This window comes from Brevundimonas sp. DW-iso22 (genome assembly GCF_058725425.1).
Window position 1 is genome coordinate 485149 of record NZ_JBZXEB010000003.1, and the last position, 16032, is coordinate 501180.

15 protein-coding genes are annotated in these 16032 nt (G+C 66.4%); 9 read left to right on the forward strand and 6 right to left on the reverse strand.

The window, feature by feature from the left end; all coding sequences use genetic code 11:
• The first annotated feature begins 36 nt into the window (after nucleotides 1–36).
• Together AC4PRM_RS05940 and AC4PRM_RS05945 are read left to right on the forward strand one after the other, a co-directional pair.
• Complete coding sequence (locus AC4PRM_RS05940; protein WP_492039199.1) at nucleotides 37–2184, forward strand: prolyl oligopeptidase family serine peptidase; 2148 nt, start codon at nucleotides 37–39, stop codon at nucleotides 2182–2184.
• A gap of 105 nt (nucleotides 2185–2289) precedes the next feature.
• On the forward strand, nucleotides 2290–2712 hold the full coding sequence (locus tag AC4PRM_RS05945; RefSeq protein WP_487921373.1) for a hypothetical protein: 423 nt from the start codon (nucleotides 2290–2292) through the stop codon (nucleotides 2710–2712).
• Nucleotides 2713–3016: 304 nt separating this feature from the next.
• Here the strand turns inward: AC4PRM_RS05945 and AC4PRM_RS05950 are convergent, their stop codons facing one another.
• The 3 genes from AC4PRM_RS05950 to ftsY form a co-directional block, all read right to left on the reverse strand.
• Entirely contained in the window at nucleotides 3017–3619 is a 603-nt protein-coding gene (locus tag AC4PRM_RS05950; protein WP_487921374.1) for a MarR family winged helix-turn-helix transcriptional regulator, read from the reverse strand.
• Nucleotides 3620–3691: 72 nt separating this feature from the next.
• Nucleotides 3692–4402, reverse strand: a complete 711-nt coding sequence (locus tag AC4PRM_RS05955) for a septation protein IspZ (RefSeq protein ID WP_492039142.1) — start codon at nucleotides 4400–4402, stop codon at nucleotides 3692–3694.
• A 5-nt stretch (nucleotides 4403–4407) separates the two neighbouring features.
• Nucleotides 4408–5343, reverse strand: a complete 936-nt coding sequence (gene ftsY, locus AC4PRM_RS05960; RefSeq protein ID WP_492039143.1) for a signal recognition particle-docking protein FtsY — start codon at nucleotides 5341–5343, stop codon at nucleotides 4408–4410.
• 118 nt (nucleotides 5344–5461) lie between these two features.
• Here ftsY and AC4PRM_RS05965 point away from each other — a divergent pair, with 118 nt between their 5' ends.
• On the forward strand, nucleotides 5462–7603 hold the full coding sequence (locus AC4PRM_RS05965; RefSeq protein WP_492039144.1) for an NAD(+) synthase: 2142 nt from the start codon (nucleotides 5462–5464) through the stop codon (nucleotides 7601–7603).
• Nucleotide 7604: 1 nt separating this feature from the next.
• On the opposite strand, the gene AC4PRM_RS05970 is transcribed toward AC4PRM_RS05965, so the two are convergent.
• Nucleotides 7605–8480: an alpha/beta fold hydrolase gene (locus AC4PRM_RS05970; RefSeq protein WP_492039145.1), complete on the reverse strand. Its 876-nt coding sequence runs from the start codon at nucleotides 8478–8480 to the stop codon at nucleotides 7605–7607.
• An 82-nt stretch (nucleotides 8481–8562) separates the two neighbouring features.
• The gene (locus AC4PRM_RS05975) at nucleotides 8563–9075 is read right to left on the reverse strand and encodes a D-glycero-alpha-D-manno-heptose-1,7-bisphosphate 7-phosphatase (RefSeq protein ID WP_492039146.1); all 513 of its coding nucleotides are present in this window, start codon (nucleotides 9073–9075) and stop codon (nucleotides 8563–8565) included.
• A 196-nt stretch (nucleotides 9076–9271) separates the two neighbouring features.
• On the opposite strand from AC4PRM_RS05975, the gene AC4PRM_RS05980 reads away from it, so the two are divergent.
• The 6 genes from AC4PRM_RS05980 (at nucleotide 9272) to mnmH (ending at nucleotide 15523) form a co-directional block, all read left to right on the forward strand.
• Complete coding sequence (locus AC4PRM_RS05980; protein WP_373256518.1) at nucleotides 9272–10438, forward strand: DegT/DnrJ/EryC1/StrS family aminotransferase; 1167 nt, start codon at nucleotides 9272–9274, stop codon at nucleotides 10436–10438.
• 4 nt (nucleotides 10439–10442) lie between these two features.
• Entirely contained in the window at nucleotides 10443–11378 is a 936-nt protein-coding gene (locus AC4PRM_RS05985) for a Gfo/Idh/MocA family protein (RefSeq protein WP_373256517.1), read from the forward strand.
• Between the two features lie 4 nt (nucleotides 11379–11382).
• Complete coding sequence (locus AC4PRM_RS05990) at nucleotides 11383–11874, forward strand: hypothetical protein (protein WP_492039147.1); 492 nt, start codon at nucleotides 11383–11385, stop codon at nucleotides 11872–11874.
• 91 nt (nucleotides 11875–11965) lie between these two features.
• Nucleotides 11966–13336, forward strand: coding sequence for an NAD-dependent succinate-semialdehyde dehydrogenase (locus AC4PRM_RS05995; RefSeq protein WP_492039148.1), 1371 nt, complete (start codon nucleotides 11966–11968; stop codon nucleotides 13334–13336).
• Between the two features lie 53 nt (nucleotides 13337–13389).
• Complete coding sequence (gene selD / locus AC4PRM_RS06000; RefSeq protein ID WP_492039149.1) at nucleotides 13390–14454, forward strand: selenide, water dikinase SelD; 1065 nt, start codon at nucleotides 13390–13392, stop codon at nucleotides 14452–14454.
• Between the two features lie 4 nt (nucleotides 14455–14458).
• Nucleotides 14459–15523 (forward strand): tRNA 2-selenouridine(34) synthase MnmH, encoded by a 1065-nt coding sequence (gene mnmH / locus AC4PRM_RS06005; RefSeq protein ID WP_492039150.1) that lies wholly within the window; start codon nucleotides 14459–14461, stop codon nucleotides 15521–15523.
• A gap of 3 nt (nucleotides 15524–15526) precedes the next feature.
• Here mnmH and AC4PRM_RS06010 read toward each other — a convergent pair whose 3' ends face one another.
• Nucleotides 15527–15982 (reverse strand): MaoC family dehydratase, encoded by a 456-nt coding sequence (locus AC4PRM_RS06010; protein ID WP_492039151.1) that lies wholly within the window; start codon nucleotides 15980–15982, stop codon nucleotides 15527–15529.
• Nucleotides 15983–16032: the final 50 nt, after the last annotated feature.

Below are 16032 nucleotides of genomic sequence, written 5' to 3' on the forward strand. Positions count from 1 at the left end.
GGATGAGCGGAGTAGAATATCGTGATCAGACACCTCATGACCGGCGTGGCCTTCGCCGTGATCGCCAGCGTTGCCCACGCGCAAACACCACCCCCGCACATGCCCGCCGACCTGTCCCCCGCCGGGGTCCGCGCCGCCGACGAGCATCTGGCGCTGGAACAGGTAGACGGCAGCGAAGCCATGGCCTTCGTCCGCGCGTCGAACGAACGGGCGCTCGCCACCCTGACCGGCGACCCCCGCTACGAGCCCTTCCGCCAGCAGGCCGAGGCCATCCTGACCGCCACCGACCGTATTCCGGCCCCGTCCTTCCTCGGCGACGGCATCGGCAACTACTGGCAGGACGCGACCAATCCCAAGGGCATCTGGCGGCGCACGACCCTGGACGGCTACCGCTCCGCAGACACCCCGTGGGAAACCCTGATCGACCTGGACGCCCTGTCCCGCGCCGAGGGCCGCGACTGGGTGTGGAAGGGCTCCAACTGTCTGGCCCCTGATGAGACCCGCTGCCTCATCAGCCTGTCCGACGGCGGCAAGGACGCCGTCTTGGTGCGCGAGTTCGACACCACCACCAAGGCCTTCGTCGACGGTGGTTTCATCCTCCCAGAGGGCAAACACCGCATCAGCTGGCTGGACCGGGACACGCTTCTGGTCGCCACCGACTTCGGCGACGGCACCCTGACCGAGTCAGGTTATCCTTACATCGTGAAGTCGCTCTCGCGCGGCCAGACCCTGGCCCAGGCTACCGAAGTCTACCGCGGCGAACAGTCGGACGGCGGCTATGGCGTCAGCCCCGCCGTCTATCGCAACAAGGATGGAGCGGTCGAAGCCGTCCTGTTCAGCCGCCCGCTCGACACCTTCCGGTCAGAGACATGGCGTTGGGTGAACGGTCGCGCAGTCCAGTTGAAACTACCCGAGCGAGTGACCATTCATGGGTCGATGGGGGACGATCTGGTTTTCACGATCGACGAAGACTGGCCGTCAAGGGAAGGCAAAGCTGGCACGCTATTCGCAGCGAATCTCTGGTCACTGGAGCGGGATGCTCCTCCCGGCCAGATTGTCATCAGCACTCCCTCGCATCTCGCTTATCAACCTGGCGACAGGCAGGCTGTGAATGACGTTCGGGTCCTCGATGGCGCGTTACTGGTGAGCTTGAACGACAATGTTGTGGGCCGACTGCTTCGTCTTGAAGCTGCTTCGACGGGAAGTCGCCGCGACTGGGTCGTCTCCGATTTCGCTGTGCCGGCCAACAGTGCCGTGGGCTTGGGCGACAGTTCCAAGTCGCGCAGCGAAGTATTCGTCTCGACCCAGGGCTTTCTGACGCCCCCAACGCTCAGCCTGGCCGACGTTCCCGCTGCCAGCCTGTCCCAACTGCGCGCCGCCCCCGCCAAGTTCGACGCCTCGACCCACATTACCGAACAGTTCGAGGCCACCTCGGCAGACGGCGTGAAGATCCCTTATTTCGTCACCCGCCCGCGCGACCAGTCCGGCCCGGCCCCGACGATCCTGTTCGGCTATGGTGGTTTCCAGGTCAGCTTCCCGCCCGCCTACAAACCCGAGATGGGCAAGCTGTGGCTCGAAAACGGCGGCGTCTTCGTCCAGGCCAATATCCGCGGCGGCGGCGAGTTCGGCCCGGCCTGGCACCAGGCGGCCCTGAACGAGAACCGCCAACGGTCGTTCGACGACTTCGCGGCCGTCGCCCGGGATCTGGAAACGCGTGGCATCACCACGGCGCGTCGCCTGGGCATCTATGGCCGCTCCAACGGCGGGGTCCTGACCTCGGTGACCCTGACCCAGCACCCCGAGCTGATCAATGCGGCGGTGATCGAAAGCCCTCTGGTCGACATGCTGCGCTATCACGAACTGCCTGCCGGGGCCTCCTGGATCGGCGAATATGGCGATCCGCGCATTCCGGAAGAGGCCGCCTGGATCGCCGCCTACTCCGGCTATCAGAACCTGCGCGAGGGGGCGAACTATCCGCGCGTCTACATCACCACCAACACCCGCGACGACCGCGTCCACCCCGGCCACGCCCGCAAGCTGGCCGCGCGTCTGGGCGACATGGGCTATGGCCACCTGTATTTCGAAGATACCGCAGGCGGCCACTCCAACGACGCCGACCCCGTCGCCAACGCCCGCCGCTGGGCCCGCCACTATGTCTATCTGGCCCAGCAGCTGATGGACTGACCGGACCGCCGCGCCCTCTCGAAACAGGGGCGCGGTCCTTCGGTTCGGCTTGACCGGGCAGGCGATCTCGCACAGCGTCGCAGCCGTGTCTGAGGGGGCCATCGCATGAAATCGAATATCGCGCTGATCGTCGTTGGCAGCCTTTTGCTGGCCGTGGTGGCTGTCATCGCCTGGCTGCTGGCGCGGTTCGAACTGGGCGGGATCTATCCCTGGGACCTGTTCCTGGGCAGCAGCATCGTCATGCAGCTCTGCATCATCCTGGCCGTCGGCGGCGGTCTGGGGGGCATCATCGGTGCCCTGACCCGTGTGGGACCGCTCCTCTGGATCGGTGCCGGTGCGGCCGTCCTGTTCGGCGTCCTGGGTGGGCTTTACGGAGAGATGACGACCCAGGCGGCGCTCGCCTATGTCGGAAGCCCTGTCGGCCTCGAGGTCACGGCCCCCAGCCGTATCGAAAGCCTGGCCAGCGTCGGCTGCGGTCTGGTGATGGCCTTCATCGCCTTGGCCATCCGTCGTCTGCGCCCGCGTTAGGCCCGCAAAAAGAGGTCATTGTGGAGACAGATACTGCCGCCCTTCTCGACCCCTGATGCGCCCTTCCGGACCTTTGCCGGCTCCGGCCTTCGCCAGTTTCCTCAGCATGCGCCGAGCCCGTGGTAAACTGCGTCATGCGCGGTCCCTGAAGGCCGCCCTGACAGGCTTTCCGGTCTTTGACAGTTTCAGCTCCGCTCCCGACCGCCCCCAGGTCGCACGCGATCATGCGCACAGGCGACAGGTTCAGGACGTCCGTGTCTCGCCTCGAAAACGCAATGGAGACACTGGACCCGGCGGGGACGGGTCAGGCGGCGAGGGCGGCCTTGGCCTTCTTGGCCTTGGCGGGCTTGTCCGCCTTGGCCGGCTTCTCGCCCTTGCGGGCCAGTTTCTCGGCCTTCCTGGCTTCGCGGGCGGCCTTCTTGGCGGCGCGGGCCTCGGCCTTGGCCTTGTCTGGGGCGGCGTCGGCCTCTCCGGCCAGCTCAGCCAGCAATTCCAGGAAGCCGTCGCGCTTGCCCTTGGGCAGCAGGGCCATGATGCGTTTGTCGGCGGCCTCGACGCGCGGGCGGGCAGCGTCCAGCGCCTCCTGCCCCTTGGGCGACAGGCGCACGGCCTTGGCGCGGGCGTCGATGCTGGACTTCTCGCGGTCCAGCAGGCCCTTCACCGTCATGCGCGACACCAGGTCCGCCAGGGTCGAGCGGTCGATGCCTGTGGCGCGAACCAGATCGGTCTGGGTCAGGCCCGACTTCTGCGACACGGCCTCCAGCACCGCGAACTGGCGCTGTGTCAGGCCGTCGGCACCGGCTTCCTCGGAATAGATGTCCAGCGCCAGTTGCAGCACACGGTGCATCAGATGACTGGGCGAGGCCGAGAGGCCACCGCGTTTGGACTTGTTGCCGGACTTAACCATGAAACCGTATCCCCTGCGGTTGCCGGAAGGCTTAGCAGCCGCGTTTTACGGTTTGACGACGGACGAAGATTCTTACGGTCCGGTGTCGGGTTCGGCCGGGGCCATCGGATCGACGGGTTTATCTGCCGCGGTCAGATTGCCCATGATCAGCGGGATCTGTGACAGGCCGAATACGGACGATGCGATCCACAGCACGCCCCGGAAACTGACCCAGACATCCGCCGGGTCCAGATGGCCCAGGCCGATGCGCGGCGCGACCATGGCGACCAGCGCCTCGCTGCGCACCGCCTCGTTGACGATCGCCACGGTCAGGAAATACAGGCCGTATCGCAGGGTCAGGGTCCGCCAGGCCCGATCGTTGATCGGAATGACGGTCCCCAGCAGCGCCTTCAGTGGCTGTTTGTGCAGCAGGTATCCTCCCAGCAGGGCCACGGCCAGGCCGCCGTTCAGCGCCGTGACCTTGATCTTGACCCACAGGCCGTCGCCGGTCAGCAGCGTCAGCAGGCCGAACACCAGGGCGAACCCGCCGACCAGCAGTGGCATCAGCGCCAGTCGCTTCTCGACCACCAGGCCGACCACCACCGCCACAGCCGAGCCCGCGACCAGCGCCCAGGTCGCATTGACCAGCGCCTCGTCCCCGCTCATCCCGCGCAGACGCAGCACCAGAAAGGCCAGCCCGAACGCCAGCAGGCCGCCGAAATCCACCGCCTGACGCAGGCCGGAGTTCTTCTCGCCCTGCGGCGGGGTCGGATCCAGTTCGGGCGCGGTGTCGGTCTCGGTCATGCGGCTCAATCTTCCAGTCCTACCAGCGACCTTGAAAAGGCCCGGGCGTCGAAGGGTTGCAGGTCGTCGACGCCCTCGCCGACGCCGATCAGCTTGATGGGCGCATCCGACGCCTGGGCCACGGGCACCAGGACGCCGCCGCGCGCCGTGCCGTCCAGCTTGGTCATGACCACGCCGGAGACATAGGCCGTCCGCCCGAAGATCTTCTCCTGCTCCAGCGCATTGCGCCCGACAGTGGCGTCCAGCACCAGCAGGGTCTCGTGCGGGGCCTCCGGATCGATCTTCTTGATCACCCGGACGATCTTCAGCAGCTCGTCCATCAGGGCCGACTTGTTCTGCAACCGCCCGGCGGTATCGATCAGGACCACGTCATACCCCTCGGCCTTGGCCCTGGCATAGGCGTCGAAGGCCAGCCCGGCGGGATCGGCCCCGTCGCGGCGGCTTTCGAAGGTCGCGCCCGCCCGTTCGGCCCAGACCTTCAGCTGTTCGCGCGCGGCGGCCCGGAAGGTGTCGCAGGCCACGATCATCACCTTGGCCCCCTGACCGGTCAGGTCCGAGGCGATCTTGCCCAGGGTCGTCGTCTTGCCCGACCCGTTGACCCCGACGAACAGGGTCACGAACGGCCTGGGCCCGCTCAGTGGTTCATAGCGCGCCTGGTGGTTGATCAGTTCGGCCGCCACAGCCTCGGCCAGGGCCTCCTTGACCTCGCGCTCGTCGGCTCCCTTGCCGAAGCGCAGCTCGCGGAACCGCTCGACGATCCGGTCGGTCGCGGCGGGACCCAGATCGCTCTCCAGCAGATGTTCTTCCAGCTGTTCCAGAGCGGTCTCGGACAGCGGCTCCTTCACGAAAGAGGCAACGACCTGATCGGTCATCTGTTTGGAGGAGCGGCTCAACCCTTCGCTCAGGCGAGAGAGCCAGCCCTTTTTCGGCGTATCGTTCATCCAGCGGGTTTAGCGGGGTGGGACCGGCGCGTCATCTGCTCAATCCGTCTGCGGTGCCTGATGCCAAGTCCGAGGATGACGGTGGCGGGACGGGGCGTTAGACTGAGGCACGTTCAGGATGCCGCCCTTGCCCCATGCCTTCCATTCCGTCCGCACCCACGGCTTCGTCCGCGTCGCCGCCGCCACGCCGGTGGTGCACACCGCCGATCCCGTGGCCAACGCCGAGGAACACGTCGCCCTGATCCAGCAGGCAGGCGAACAGGGCGTGGACCTGATCGTCTTTCCCGAACTGAGCCTCAGCGGCTATGCCATCGACGACCTGCTGATGCAGGACGCCCTGCTGGCCGAGGTCGAACGCCAGATCGCCGTCCTGGCCGAGGCGGCGGGCGAGGCCGGTTTGGTCGCCGTGATCGGAGCACCGGTGCGAAGTGGCGACGCCCTGTTCAACTGCGCCGTCGTGCTGGGCTCGGGCTCGGTACTGGGTGTCGTGCCCAAGACCTATCTGCCCAACTATCGGGAATACTACGAGAAACGCTGGTTCGCCCCGGCCGCCAGCCGATCCGAAGACACGGTCCTGCTGAACGGCGAAACGGTCGATTTCGCCCCCGGCCTGATCTTCGAGGCGGTCGACCGGCCCGGCTTCGTCTTCGCCGCCGAAATCTGCGAGGACTTCTGGGCCCCCCAGCCGCCCTCGACGCGGGCGGCGCTGGCCGGGGCACGCATCCTGCTGAACCTGTCGGCCTCCAACATTGTGATCGGCAAGGCGGACGAACGGGCTGTGCTGTGCGCCAGCCAGTCGATGCGGGCCCAATGCGCCTATGTCTTCACCGCCTCCGGCTGGGGCGAAAGCACGACCGACCTGGCCTGGGACGGGCAGGCGACGATCCATGAGCTGGGCGCGAAACTGGCCGAGGGTGAGCGGTTCGCGCTTGAGAACCATCTGACGACGGCCGACATCGACGTCGAGCGCATCGGCCTGGACCGCCTGCGTAACGGCACCTTCGCTGACTGCGCGCGACTGGAAGGCGAGCCCGCCACCGTCGTGCCATTCGCTAGTCCTCCCCCACCGGGGGAGGGGGACCGCCCGAAGGGTGGTGGAGGGGGCTCACCCCAGACACCGGCTTTGCAGTCAGCCCCCTCCACCGCGAAGACGCGGTCCCCCTCCCCCGATGGGGGAGGATTGATCCGCCCGCTGGACCGCTTCCCCTTCGTGCCCGACGACCCGGCGCGTCTGGATCAGGACTGTTTCGAGGCCTTCAACATCCAGGTCCAGGGCCTCATGCGCCGGCTGAAGGCGACAGGTTCGAAAACCCTGATCATCGGGGTGTCGGGCGGTCTGGACTCGACCCAGGCCCTGCTGGTCGCCTGCCGCGCCTTCGACCGGATGGGCCTGCCGCGCACGGGCATTCTGGGCTTCACCATGCCCGGCTTCGCGACGTCGGAGGGCACCAAGTCCAATGCCTGGGCGCTGATGAAGGCGCTGGGCATCACGGGTGCCGAAATCGATATCCGCCCCGCCGCCGAGCGGATGCTGAAGGACATCGGCCACCCCTATGCCGCGGGCCAGCCGGTCCACGACATCACCTTCGAGAATGTGCAGGCTGGTCTGCGCACCGACTATCTGTTCCGTCTGGCCAATCAGCACGGCGGACTGGTCTTGGGCACCGGCGACCTGTCGGAACTGGCCCTGGGCTGGGCCACTTATGGCGTCGGCGACCACATGAGCCACTACAACGTCAATGGCGGCGTGGCGAAGACGCTGATCCGGCACCTGATCCGCTGGGTCGCGGCACGTGAGCACGAGGGCGCAGCGGGCGAGGTGCTGCAGGCCATTCTGGACACCGAGATTTCGCCCGAACTGGTCCCGGCCAGGGACGGCCAGATCCAGTCGACGGAGGCGACCGTCGGCCCCTATGCTCTCAACGACTTCTTCCTATTCTACATCACCCGCTTCGGCCTGAAGCCGTCCAAGGTGGCCTATCTGGCGCATCAGGCCTGGAAGGATGCCGCGACCGGCCACTGGCCCGTGAATACGCCGGACGACGAGAAGGTCGAGTACGATCTGGCCACCATCAAGAGCTGGCTGCGCAAATTCCTGATCCGCTTCTTCCAGACCAGCCAGTTCAAACGGTCCGCCCTGCCCAACGGACCCAAGGTCGTTACCGGCGGCTCTCTGTCCCCGCGCGGCGACTGGCGGGCCCCGTCAGATGCCACGGCACGGGTCTGGCTCGACGAGCTGGACGCCAACGTCCCGGACTAGGTCAGGGGAGCTCGCTCAGGAACGGGAACAGCGCTTCTTTCACTGCCGGCTCATCCAGCATGGGTGCATGTCCCACGCCAGGGACTTCGACACAGTCCATCTTCGGTGCCCGCTTGCGCATTTTGGCGACGATTTCCGGGCTGAGCAGGTCGGAGGTTTCGCCCCGGATCAGCAGCACCTGCCGCCCGCGCGTCAGTCGTCCGAACATCGGCCACAGATTAGGGACCAGAGCCTTGGCTCCGGCCGCCCGGATCGGCACGGCAATGTCGGGGTCATAGTCGGGAACCGGCGTGCCTTCGGTGCCGATGCGGAAGGTGCGACGGGCGAAGGCCTCCCAGTCGGCATCAGTATAGTGGGGGAAGGCGACGTCGTTCAGCCGCCTGGCATGGGCGGCGGCATCCGCCCAGCTATGAATTTCGACCGCCTGCCCGGTATAGCTGGCGATGCGAGCCAGTCCCACCGGTGAGACCTCTGGTCCGATGTCGTTCAGGATCGCCCCGGCCACGACCTTGGAGCGGATCGCTGCAATGGCCATGGTGATCAGCCCGCCCATGGAGGTGCCGATGAAGACGGCGCGCTCGATCCCCAGCGCCGACATCAACGCCAGCACGTCCTGGGCATAGGTCGCCGGCTGATAAGTCATGGGATCGGTGGCGCGATCCGAACGCCCGCGACCGCGTACGTCGACGGCCAGGACGCGACGACCGGCCAACGCGATCTGGGGGGCAATGACCTCGAAGTCAGCCGCGTTGCGCGTCAGGCCGTGTATGGCGATGACCGGCAGCCTGGCCTGACCGGCCACGGCGGCATAGTCACGGGCCGACAGATCGAGGCCGTCGGCGCTTTTCCAGCGGCGTTCGACGAAGTTGGAAGGCATGGCAGGCTCCGTGTGCGTTAGGCACAGTAATTCATCGCGGGGAGAAATCCCATGCGTCCGTTCGGCGGCAGGAAGACGTGTTTCAGTCGCCCAGCAGATCGGCGATGAATCGGCTCAGATCGCCGCCATTGAAATGGAAGCCCAGCACGCCCCCACGCCGCGCCGCCTCCATGTCCGACGGCTGGTCGCCGATCATGAGCGAGCGGTCGGGGTCCAGCCCATGCTCGACCACGGCCCGCAGGATCATGCCGGGATTGGGCTTTCTGTCCGGATGATCGGGATGGATGAAGGCCTCGACCGATCCTTGCGAATGATAGGGGCAGGCATAGACGGCATCGATCCGCGCGCCGTCCTCGGCCAGGGTCTGCACAACAAGATCATTGAAGGCCTGCATCTGCTCCAGATCGAACAGGCCGCGCGCGACGCCCGACTGATTGGTCACGATGACGCAGACGAAGCCCGCCGCATTCAGCCGTCGCACGGCGGTCGCTGCGCCGGGCATCAGGCGCAGCTGGTCTGGCCGATGCGGATAGCCGACGTCCTCGATCAGCACGCCGTCACGGTCGAGAAAGGCGGCGGGGCGGCCTGGGGTCATGCGCCCGGATTACGAGATGCCGGGCCGGGCTGGCAAGCGGCGGCCTGTGGCTCGTTGCAAGCCGTCACCCGAAGTGACCAGCTGCGATTTGGCGGGACCGAACGCTTTTTGCTAGTGACCAGCCTCCCGACGCGCCGCAAGCTGGCGGCGTTACTCGCCGGCCTTTGCGTCCGGCCGCCTTCGGAGCTTATTCCGCATGACCATCCCCTTCATCGACCTTCAGGCCCAGCGCCTTCGCCTCGGCGGAAAGATCGAAGCCGCCATCCAGGAGGCGGTCCTCGGCGGAGCCTGGGTCATGGGCCCACAGGTGCGTCAGTTCGAGGCCGATCTGACTGCGTTCGGACAGGCGAAACACGCTCTGGGCTGCGCCAACGGGACCGACGCTCTGATCCTGCCGCTGATCGCTTGGGGCATCCGCACGGGCGACGCCGTCTTCTGTCCCAGCTTCACCTTCACCGCGACCGCCGAGGTCGTGCCCTGGCTGGGGGCGGCGCCGGTGTTCGTCGATGTGGATGCACAGACGTTCAACATGGACCCGGCCCATCTGGAGGCCATGATCGAGGCGACGCTGAAGGAAGGTCGCCTCCGGCCCCGGGTCGTGATCGCGGTCGACCTTTTCGGCCAGCCCGCTGACTACCCCGCCATCCGCGCCATCTGCGACAAATACGGCCTGAAGCTGATCTCGGATTCGGCGCAAGGCTTTGGCGGCACCCTGCATGGCGAGCATCCGATCAAATGGGCGGATGTGACGACCACCAGCTTCTTTCCGGCCAAGCCGCTGGGCTGTTACGGCGACGGCGGGGCGGTGCTGACCGACGACGAGGACCTGGCCCAGGAGATGGATTCCCTGCGCGTCCACGGCAAGGTCGTGGCCAAGGACATGAAGGCGGGTGCCGCCGAGTTCGCCCACGACCCCAAATACCTGGCCATGCGCATCGGCATGAACAGCCGCCTCGACACCATCCAGGCCGCCGTCCTGATCGAGAAGCTGAAGGTCTTCAGCCAAGAGATCGAATGGCGTAACGCCGCCGCCGACCGTTACAACACCGGCCTGGCCCCCCATGTCGCCAGCGTGCCGCAGGTCATCGATGGCGGTGTCTCCATCTGGGCCCAGTATACGATCGAGCATGAGAACCGCGACGGCCTGGCCGCGCATCTGAAGGATCAGGGCGTGCCCACCGCCGTCTATTATCCCGTCCCCATGCATCTGCAGCCCGCCTATGCGCGCTTCTCGGCGGGCGAGGGCAGCCTGCCGGTGACGGAACGGCTGAAGGATCGGGTCATCAGCCTGCCCATGCACTCGGACCTCGACGCGCCGACGCAAGGCCGCATCATCGACGCCGTCGCGTCCTTCAAGAGTTGATCGCATGAACCAGAACCAGACCCCCCTCAAGGTCGGCGTCGCCGGCGTCGGCGTCATGGGCCGCAACCATGCCCGCGTGCTGGGCGACATCCGCGACTTCGACCTCACGCACATCTTCGACGCCGATGAAGTGACCGCCCAGGGCGTCGCCGAACTGTACGGCGCGACGCCGGTCACGACGGTTCAGGCCTTTGTCGAGGCCGGGCTGGAGGCGGCGGTGGTCTCGACCCCCAACCGCACCCATGCCGATCTGGGCGTGGCCTTGCTGGAACGCGGCGTGCATGTGCTGGTCGAAAAGCCGATCGCCGCCACCGTGGCCGATGCCCAGCGGCTGATCGATGCGGCCAAGGCCAATGACCGCGTCCTGATGGTCGGTCAGGTCGAGCGGTTCAACCCGGCGGTCGATGCCGTCAAGCGCGCCATCGCGGACGAAAAGGTCATCTCCATCCAGATCACCCGCGTGGGCCCCTTCCCGCCGCGCATGGGCGAGGTCGGGGTGGTCATCGATCTGGCGGTGCACGACATCGACATCATCCGCCACCTGACCGACAGCGAGATCGTCGAGATCCAGCCGCAGCTGGCCCGCACCAAGGCGGACCGCGAGGACACGGCCCTGCTGCAGTTCCGGCTGGAGAATGGCGTGATCGCCCACATCACCACCAACTGGGTCACGCCCTACAAGACCCGCACCCTGCAGGTCGCCACCCAGAACAAATTCGTGGTCGCCGATCTGATGACCCGTCAGGTCACCGAATATTTCGGGCAGCAGCCCGACGGCAGCTATTCGACGCGCGGCGTCATGAGCTGGCCCAGCGAGCCGCTGAAGAAGGAACTGGAAGCCTTCGCCCATGCCATCCGCACCGGAGAGACGCCGGCGGTGACCGGCGAGGACGGCCTGCGCAACCTCGAAGTCGCCCTGCGGTGCCTCGGCGAGGCCTAGGGCCATGTCGCGACCGAACCGCCAGATCGGCCGCCGGATAGGCTTGGCGGCGACGTTTCTGGTCGTCGGACCGATCGCGGGCGGGCTGACCTTCCCGCTGGTCGTTGTCATTGATCACCTGATCTGGCCTGACAACCCCGCCCGATTCGCACTGGCAGGCATGCTTCTGGCGGGGACGGTGCTGACGATCCTGCCGTCGCTGATTGCCGGGATCGCCGGTGCTATCACATCGAGGCTCTGGAGGCGGCGAACAAGCTGGATAACTCAGGCAGTGGCAATCGGCACCGCGATGAGCGTGCTCGAGGGCGTCTTGCTCGCCATTCTGTCGGGGTCAAACTCTGTGATGTTTCAGACAACAGAGGCTATGACACGCTCAATAGTCCTGATCGTGATGCTTGGGTTCCCTGGAGCAATGGCGGGGCTGGCCGCCGCGGTGGCGACCCAGGCCTGGCGTCCTAAGAGCCTTTCCGGGCTCTACGCCGAAACCTTTGACTGAAGTTCAGAAGGCACGTGGCGTCTGGTCGCGGCAACGGGAGGGGGCGGGCGGCGTTTGGCTGTGACCCGTCACCTCGCCGATCGGACGCATCATGGCCTACCGCACCCTGAACCCCTACACCGAAATCGTCGTCAAGACGTACGATCCGCATACGGACGACCAGGTTGAGGCGGCTCTGTCCAAAGCGGACGACATCTTCAAATCCGACTGGTGCCAGGGCGATATCGCGTCGCGTCTGAAAGTCCTGTCGCGGATGGCGGAGCTGCTGACGGAGCGCAGCGACGACCTCGCCGCCAAGATGGCCGAGGAAATGGGCAAGCCGATTACCCAGGGCGCGCAGGAGATCGAACTGTGCGCCGGGATCGCGCAATACTATGCCGAGAACGCCACCGAGCTCCTGAAGCCCCAGGCCTATGAGAGCCAGTTGGGCGAAGCCTGGGTCCAGCATCATCCGGTCGGCGTGCTTCTGGCGGTCGAGCCCTGGAACTTCCCGATTTATCAGCTGATCCGCGTGATCGCTCCGGCCATCGCCGTGGGCAATCCGGTTCTGTTCAAGCACGCGGGGATCGTCCCGGGCTGTGCGGCCATGTTCGAGACGCTGGTGCGAGATGCGGGTGCGCCCGATGGCATGGTGGCAACGCTCTACATCTCGTCGGAACAGGTGTCCGACCTTATCGGTGACGACCGCATCCAGGGTGTCGCCCTGACCGGGTCGGAAGGCGCAGGCTCAAAGGTCGCAGCGCGGGCGTCGGAGATGCTCAAGAAATCCACACTGGAGTTGGGCGGCAGCGACGTCTTCGTGGTGCTGGACGACGCCGATGTTGCGGCCGCCGCCCAGGCCGGGGCCGAGGCGCGCCTGTCCAATGCCGGTCAGGTCTGCACGGGGGCCAAGCGGTTCATCGTCCAGAAGAAGGTCGCAGACGCCTTCACCGCCGCCTTCACCGAAGGCATGCAATCCGCCGTCATGGGCGACCCGATGGATCCGTCCACGACGCTGGGCCCACTGTCGTCCGAGGACGCGCTGGAGGGTCTGGCCAAACAGGTCGATGCCGCTGTGGAGCACGGTGCCGAGCCGTTGACCGGTGGCAAGAGGGCGGACCGCAAGGGCTTCTTCTTTGAACCCACCATCCTGACCGGGATCACCTCTGGCAATCCTGCCTTCCATCAGGAGTTCTTCGGACCCGTAGCCCAGCTCTACATCGTCGAAGACGACGATGCCGTCGTCGCCCTGGCCAACGATTCCCCCTACGGCCTGGGCGGCTCGATCTTCTCGGGCGACACCGACCGGGCGCGCAAGCTCGCCTCGCGGATCGAGACCGGCATGGTCTTCATCAACACCCCGACCACCTCCATGCCTGAACTGCCGTTCGGCGGCGTCAAACGGTCCGGCTACGGCCGCGAACTGGGCGATCTGGGCATCAAGGAGTTCGTCAACCGCAAGCTGGTTGTCGTCGCGGGCTGAGCTCGGCTCAAGCATGGGATGATGCCGGACCGGGTTTGGGCTATCACGGTGCCATGACGTCCGAACCCGCTACCGAGCCCCGCTTGACTTCCCTCGCTCACGGCGGGGGGTGCGGATGCAAGATGTCACCGGAGCGGTTGCGGTCCATCCTGTCGCAGATGCCCGCCGCCTCGGCCTTTCCGTCGCTGCTGGTCGGGACCGAAACCTCCGACGACGCGGCGGTCTGGAAGATCAGCGAGGATCAGGCGGTGGTCGCCACCACCGACTTCTTCATGCCCATGGTCGACGACCCCTTCGTCTTCGGCCAGATCGCGGCGACCAACGCCCTGTCCGACGTCTATGCCATGGGGGCCAGGCCGATCATGGCCCTGGCCATTCTGGGCATGCCGATCAACGTCCTGTCCGATGCGACCATCGGTCAGATACTGGCTGGCGGGGCCGAGGTCTGTGCGCGGGCCGGCATACCGGTTGCGGGTGGGCATTCGATCGATTCCGTCGAACCCATCTATGGGCTGGTGGCCATGGGTCTGGTCGATCCGCGCCGTGTCCTGACCAATCGAGGGGCCCGGCCGGGAGACCGGCTGATCCTGACCAAGGGTCTGGGCGTGGGTGTGCTCAGCGCTGCATTCAGGCGCGATCAGCTTTCAGCGACCGGCTATCAGGCGCTGGTCGCCTCGACGACGCAGCTCAATACCGTCGGCGCTCGGCTGCCCGATATCGACGGTGTGCATGCGGTGACGGACGTTACCGGCTTTGGCCTGCTGGGCCATGCCCTGGAGATGGCGCGGGGCGGGGGCGTCGATCTGGAGATCGAAACCGGACGGCTGCCGGTGCTGGACGCCGTGCATGATCTGATCCGTGCCGGGTGTGTCACCGGTGCCTCGGGCCGAAACTGGACCAGTTATCAGCAGGATGTCCGCCTTCCCGCCGATGCGGTGGCAGACTGGCGCGACCTGCTGACAGACCCCCAGACCAGCGGCGGCCTGCTGATCGCCGTGGCCGAGGCGGATGCCGGGCGGGTTCTCGACATTGCGGTGCAGGACGGGTTCACGACGGCGGCCGAGATCGGACGCGTGGTACCTGCGGCCAGCCGGCCCTCCGTCATCGTCAGGGCCTGACCGCATGGCGGGGTCGACGACCGATCTGAGCCCCGAGGCCCGCGCGACCTATGACGCGATCATCGACGTGCGTAGCCCCGCCGAGTTCGCGGAAGATCACCTGCCCGGCGCGATCAACCTGCCGGTTCTCGACGATGCCCAGCGGGCCGAGATCGGCACGATCTACGTCCAGACCTCCAAATTCCTGGCGCGACGGCAGGGTGCCGCCATGGTCGCACGCAATATCGCGGCCCATCTGGAAGGTCCGCTGGCCGAACGGACGGGTGGGTTCAGGCCCCTTGTCTATTGCTGGCGTGGCGGACAACGGTCGGGGGCCATGGCCACGGTGATGAGCCAGGTCGGCTGGCCCGTGACGCGGCTTGAGGGTGGTTACCAGACCTGGCGGCGACGGGTTCTGTCTCGCCTCTACGATCCAGCACCACACGGTCCGGATTTCCGCTGTATCCTGCTGGATGGTCCGACCGGCAGCGGAAAGACCGCTGTCCTGGGCCTGCTGGCCGAGCGCGGCATACAGGTTCTGGATTTGGAAGGTCTGGCCCATCACCGTGGGTCCCTGTTCGGCGCTTCCGACCAGCCCCAACCGCGCCAGCGCCTGTTCGAAAGCCATTTGCTGGAAGCCCTGGAGCGGCTCGATCCCGCTCGCCCGATCGTGGTCGAGTCCGAATCCAGCCGGATTGGTGCCCTGACCCTGCCGCCGCGTCTGTGGGCCGCGATGAAGATTGCGCCGCGCATCGAACTGGTCGCCTCGCGGGAGGCTCGCGCCCGATTCAGCCTGGACAGCTACGCCAGCGTCGCCGCCGATCCTGCGGCCCTGGACCAGACCCTGTCACGCCTGCCCTGGCGTCATGGACGGGCCCAAATCGCCGCGTGGCGCACCCTGGCCAGCGCGGGCGACCTTCTGTCCTTGGTCGATGGTCTGCTGGAGATACACTACGACCCGGCCTACCGTCGGGCCGCGTCCCGGTTCACACCGGCCGTCGCCGCAGTGCCCTCGCCTGTTTTCGGGGACCCGTCGGAGCGTGACGCAGCCCTGGATCGAATCGAGGCCACCATCAGCGCGCTGGGCTGAGCTTCAGCCGCCGACCATCTGCATGCCCAACCATTCGGCGATCAGGGCGGGCTTGTCTCCGCCCTCGATCTCGACCGTCAGCTCGTGCTTGATCAGCCAGCGCCCGCCACCCTTGTCCTCGGCGGACAGCAGTTTGAAACGGCCGCGCACCTTCGAATTGACCGGCACGGGTGCCAGAAAACGCAGCTTGTCGAAGCCGTAGTTGACGCCCATGACCACGCCTTCCAGCGGGGCGACGGCCTCATAGGACATGCCGGACGCCAGGCTGAGCGTCAGGAACCCATGCGCAATGGTAGTTCCGAACGGGGTCTGTCTGGCCAGTTCGGGGTTCACATGGATGAACTGATGATCGTTGGTGACCTCGGCGAAGGCGTCGATGCGGGCCTGGTCGATCTCGATCCAGCTGGAGACGCCGACTTCGGTGCCGATCAGGGACTGCAGTTCGCTGGGCTTGGGCATGGTGGTCCTCACGTGGGTTTCGAGAGCAGACTGACCGGGAAGCGCGGCGC

Bases quoted from the DNA above. Each gene is read 5' to 3' on its own strand.
- AC4PRM_RS05940 (WP_492039199.1), top strand. From the start codon at position 37: ATGACCGGCGTGGCCTTCGCCGTGATCGCCAGCGTTGCCCACGCGCAA.
- AC4PRM_RS05945 (WP_487921373.1), top strand. From the start codon at position 2,290: ATGAAATCGAATATCGCGCTGATCGTCGTTGGCAGCCTTTTGCTGGCC.
- AC4PRM_RS05950 (WP_487921374.1), bottom strand. From the start codon at position 3,619: ATGGTTAAGTCCGGCAACAAGTCCAAACGCGGTGGCCTCTCGGCCTCG.
- AC4PRM_RS05955 (WP_492039142.1), bottom strand. From the start codon at position 4,402: ATGACCGAGACCGACACCGCGCCCGAACTGGATCCGACCCCGCCGCAG.
- ftsY (WP_492039143.1), bottom strand. From the start codon at position 5,343: ATGAACGATACGCCGAAAAAGGGCTGGCTCTCTCGCCTGAGCGAAGGG.
- AC4PRM_RS05965 (WP_492039144.1), top strand. From the start codon at position 5,462: ATGCCGCCCTTGCCCCATGCCTTCCATTCCGTCCGCACCCACGGCTTC.
- AC4PRM_RS05970 (WP_492039145.1), bottom strand. From the start codon at position 8,480: ATGCCTTCCAACTTCGTCGAACGCCGCTGGAAAAGCGCCGACGGCCTC.
- AC4PRM_RS05975 (WP_492039146.1), bottom strand. From the start codon at position 9,075: ATGACCCCAGGCCGCCCCGCCGCCTTTCTCGACCGTGACGGCGTGCTG.
- AC4PRM_RS05980 (WP_373256518.1), top strand. From the start codon at position 9,272: ATGACCATCCCCTTCATCGACCTTCAGGCCCAGCGCCTTCGCCTCGGC.
- AC4PRM_RS05985 (WP_373256517.1), top strand. From the start codon at position 10,443: ATGAACCAGAACCAGACCCCCCTCAAGGTCGGCGTCGCCGGCGTCGGC.
- AC4PRM_RS05990 (WP_492039147.1), top strand. From the start codon at position 11,383: ATGTCGCGACCGAACCGCCAGATCGGCCGCCGGATAGGCTTGGCGGCG.
- AC4PRM_RS05995 (WP_492039148.1), top strand. From the start codon at position 11,966: ATGGCCTACCGCACCCTGAACCCCTACACCGAAATCGTCGTCAAGACG.
- selD (WP_492039149.1), top strand. From the start codon at position 13,390: ATGACGTCCGAACCCGCTACCGAGCCCCGCTTGACTTCCCTCGCTCAC.
- mnmH (WP_492039150.1), top strand. From the start codon at position 14,459: ATGGCGGGGTCGACGACCGATCTGAGCCCCGAGGCCCGCGCGACCTAT.
- AC4PRM_RS06010 (WP_492039151.1), bottom strand. From the start codon at position 15,982: ATGCCCAAGCCCAGCGAACTGCAGTCCCTGATCGGCACCGAAGTCGGC.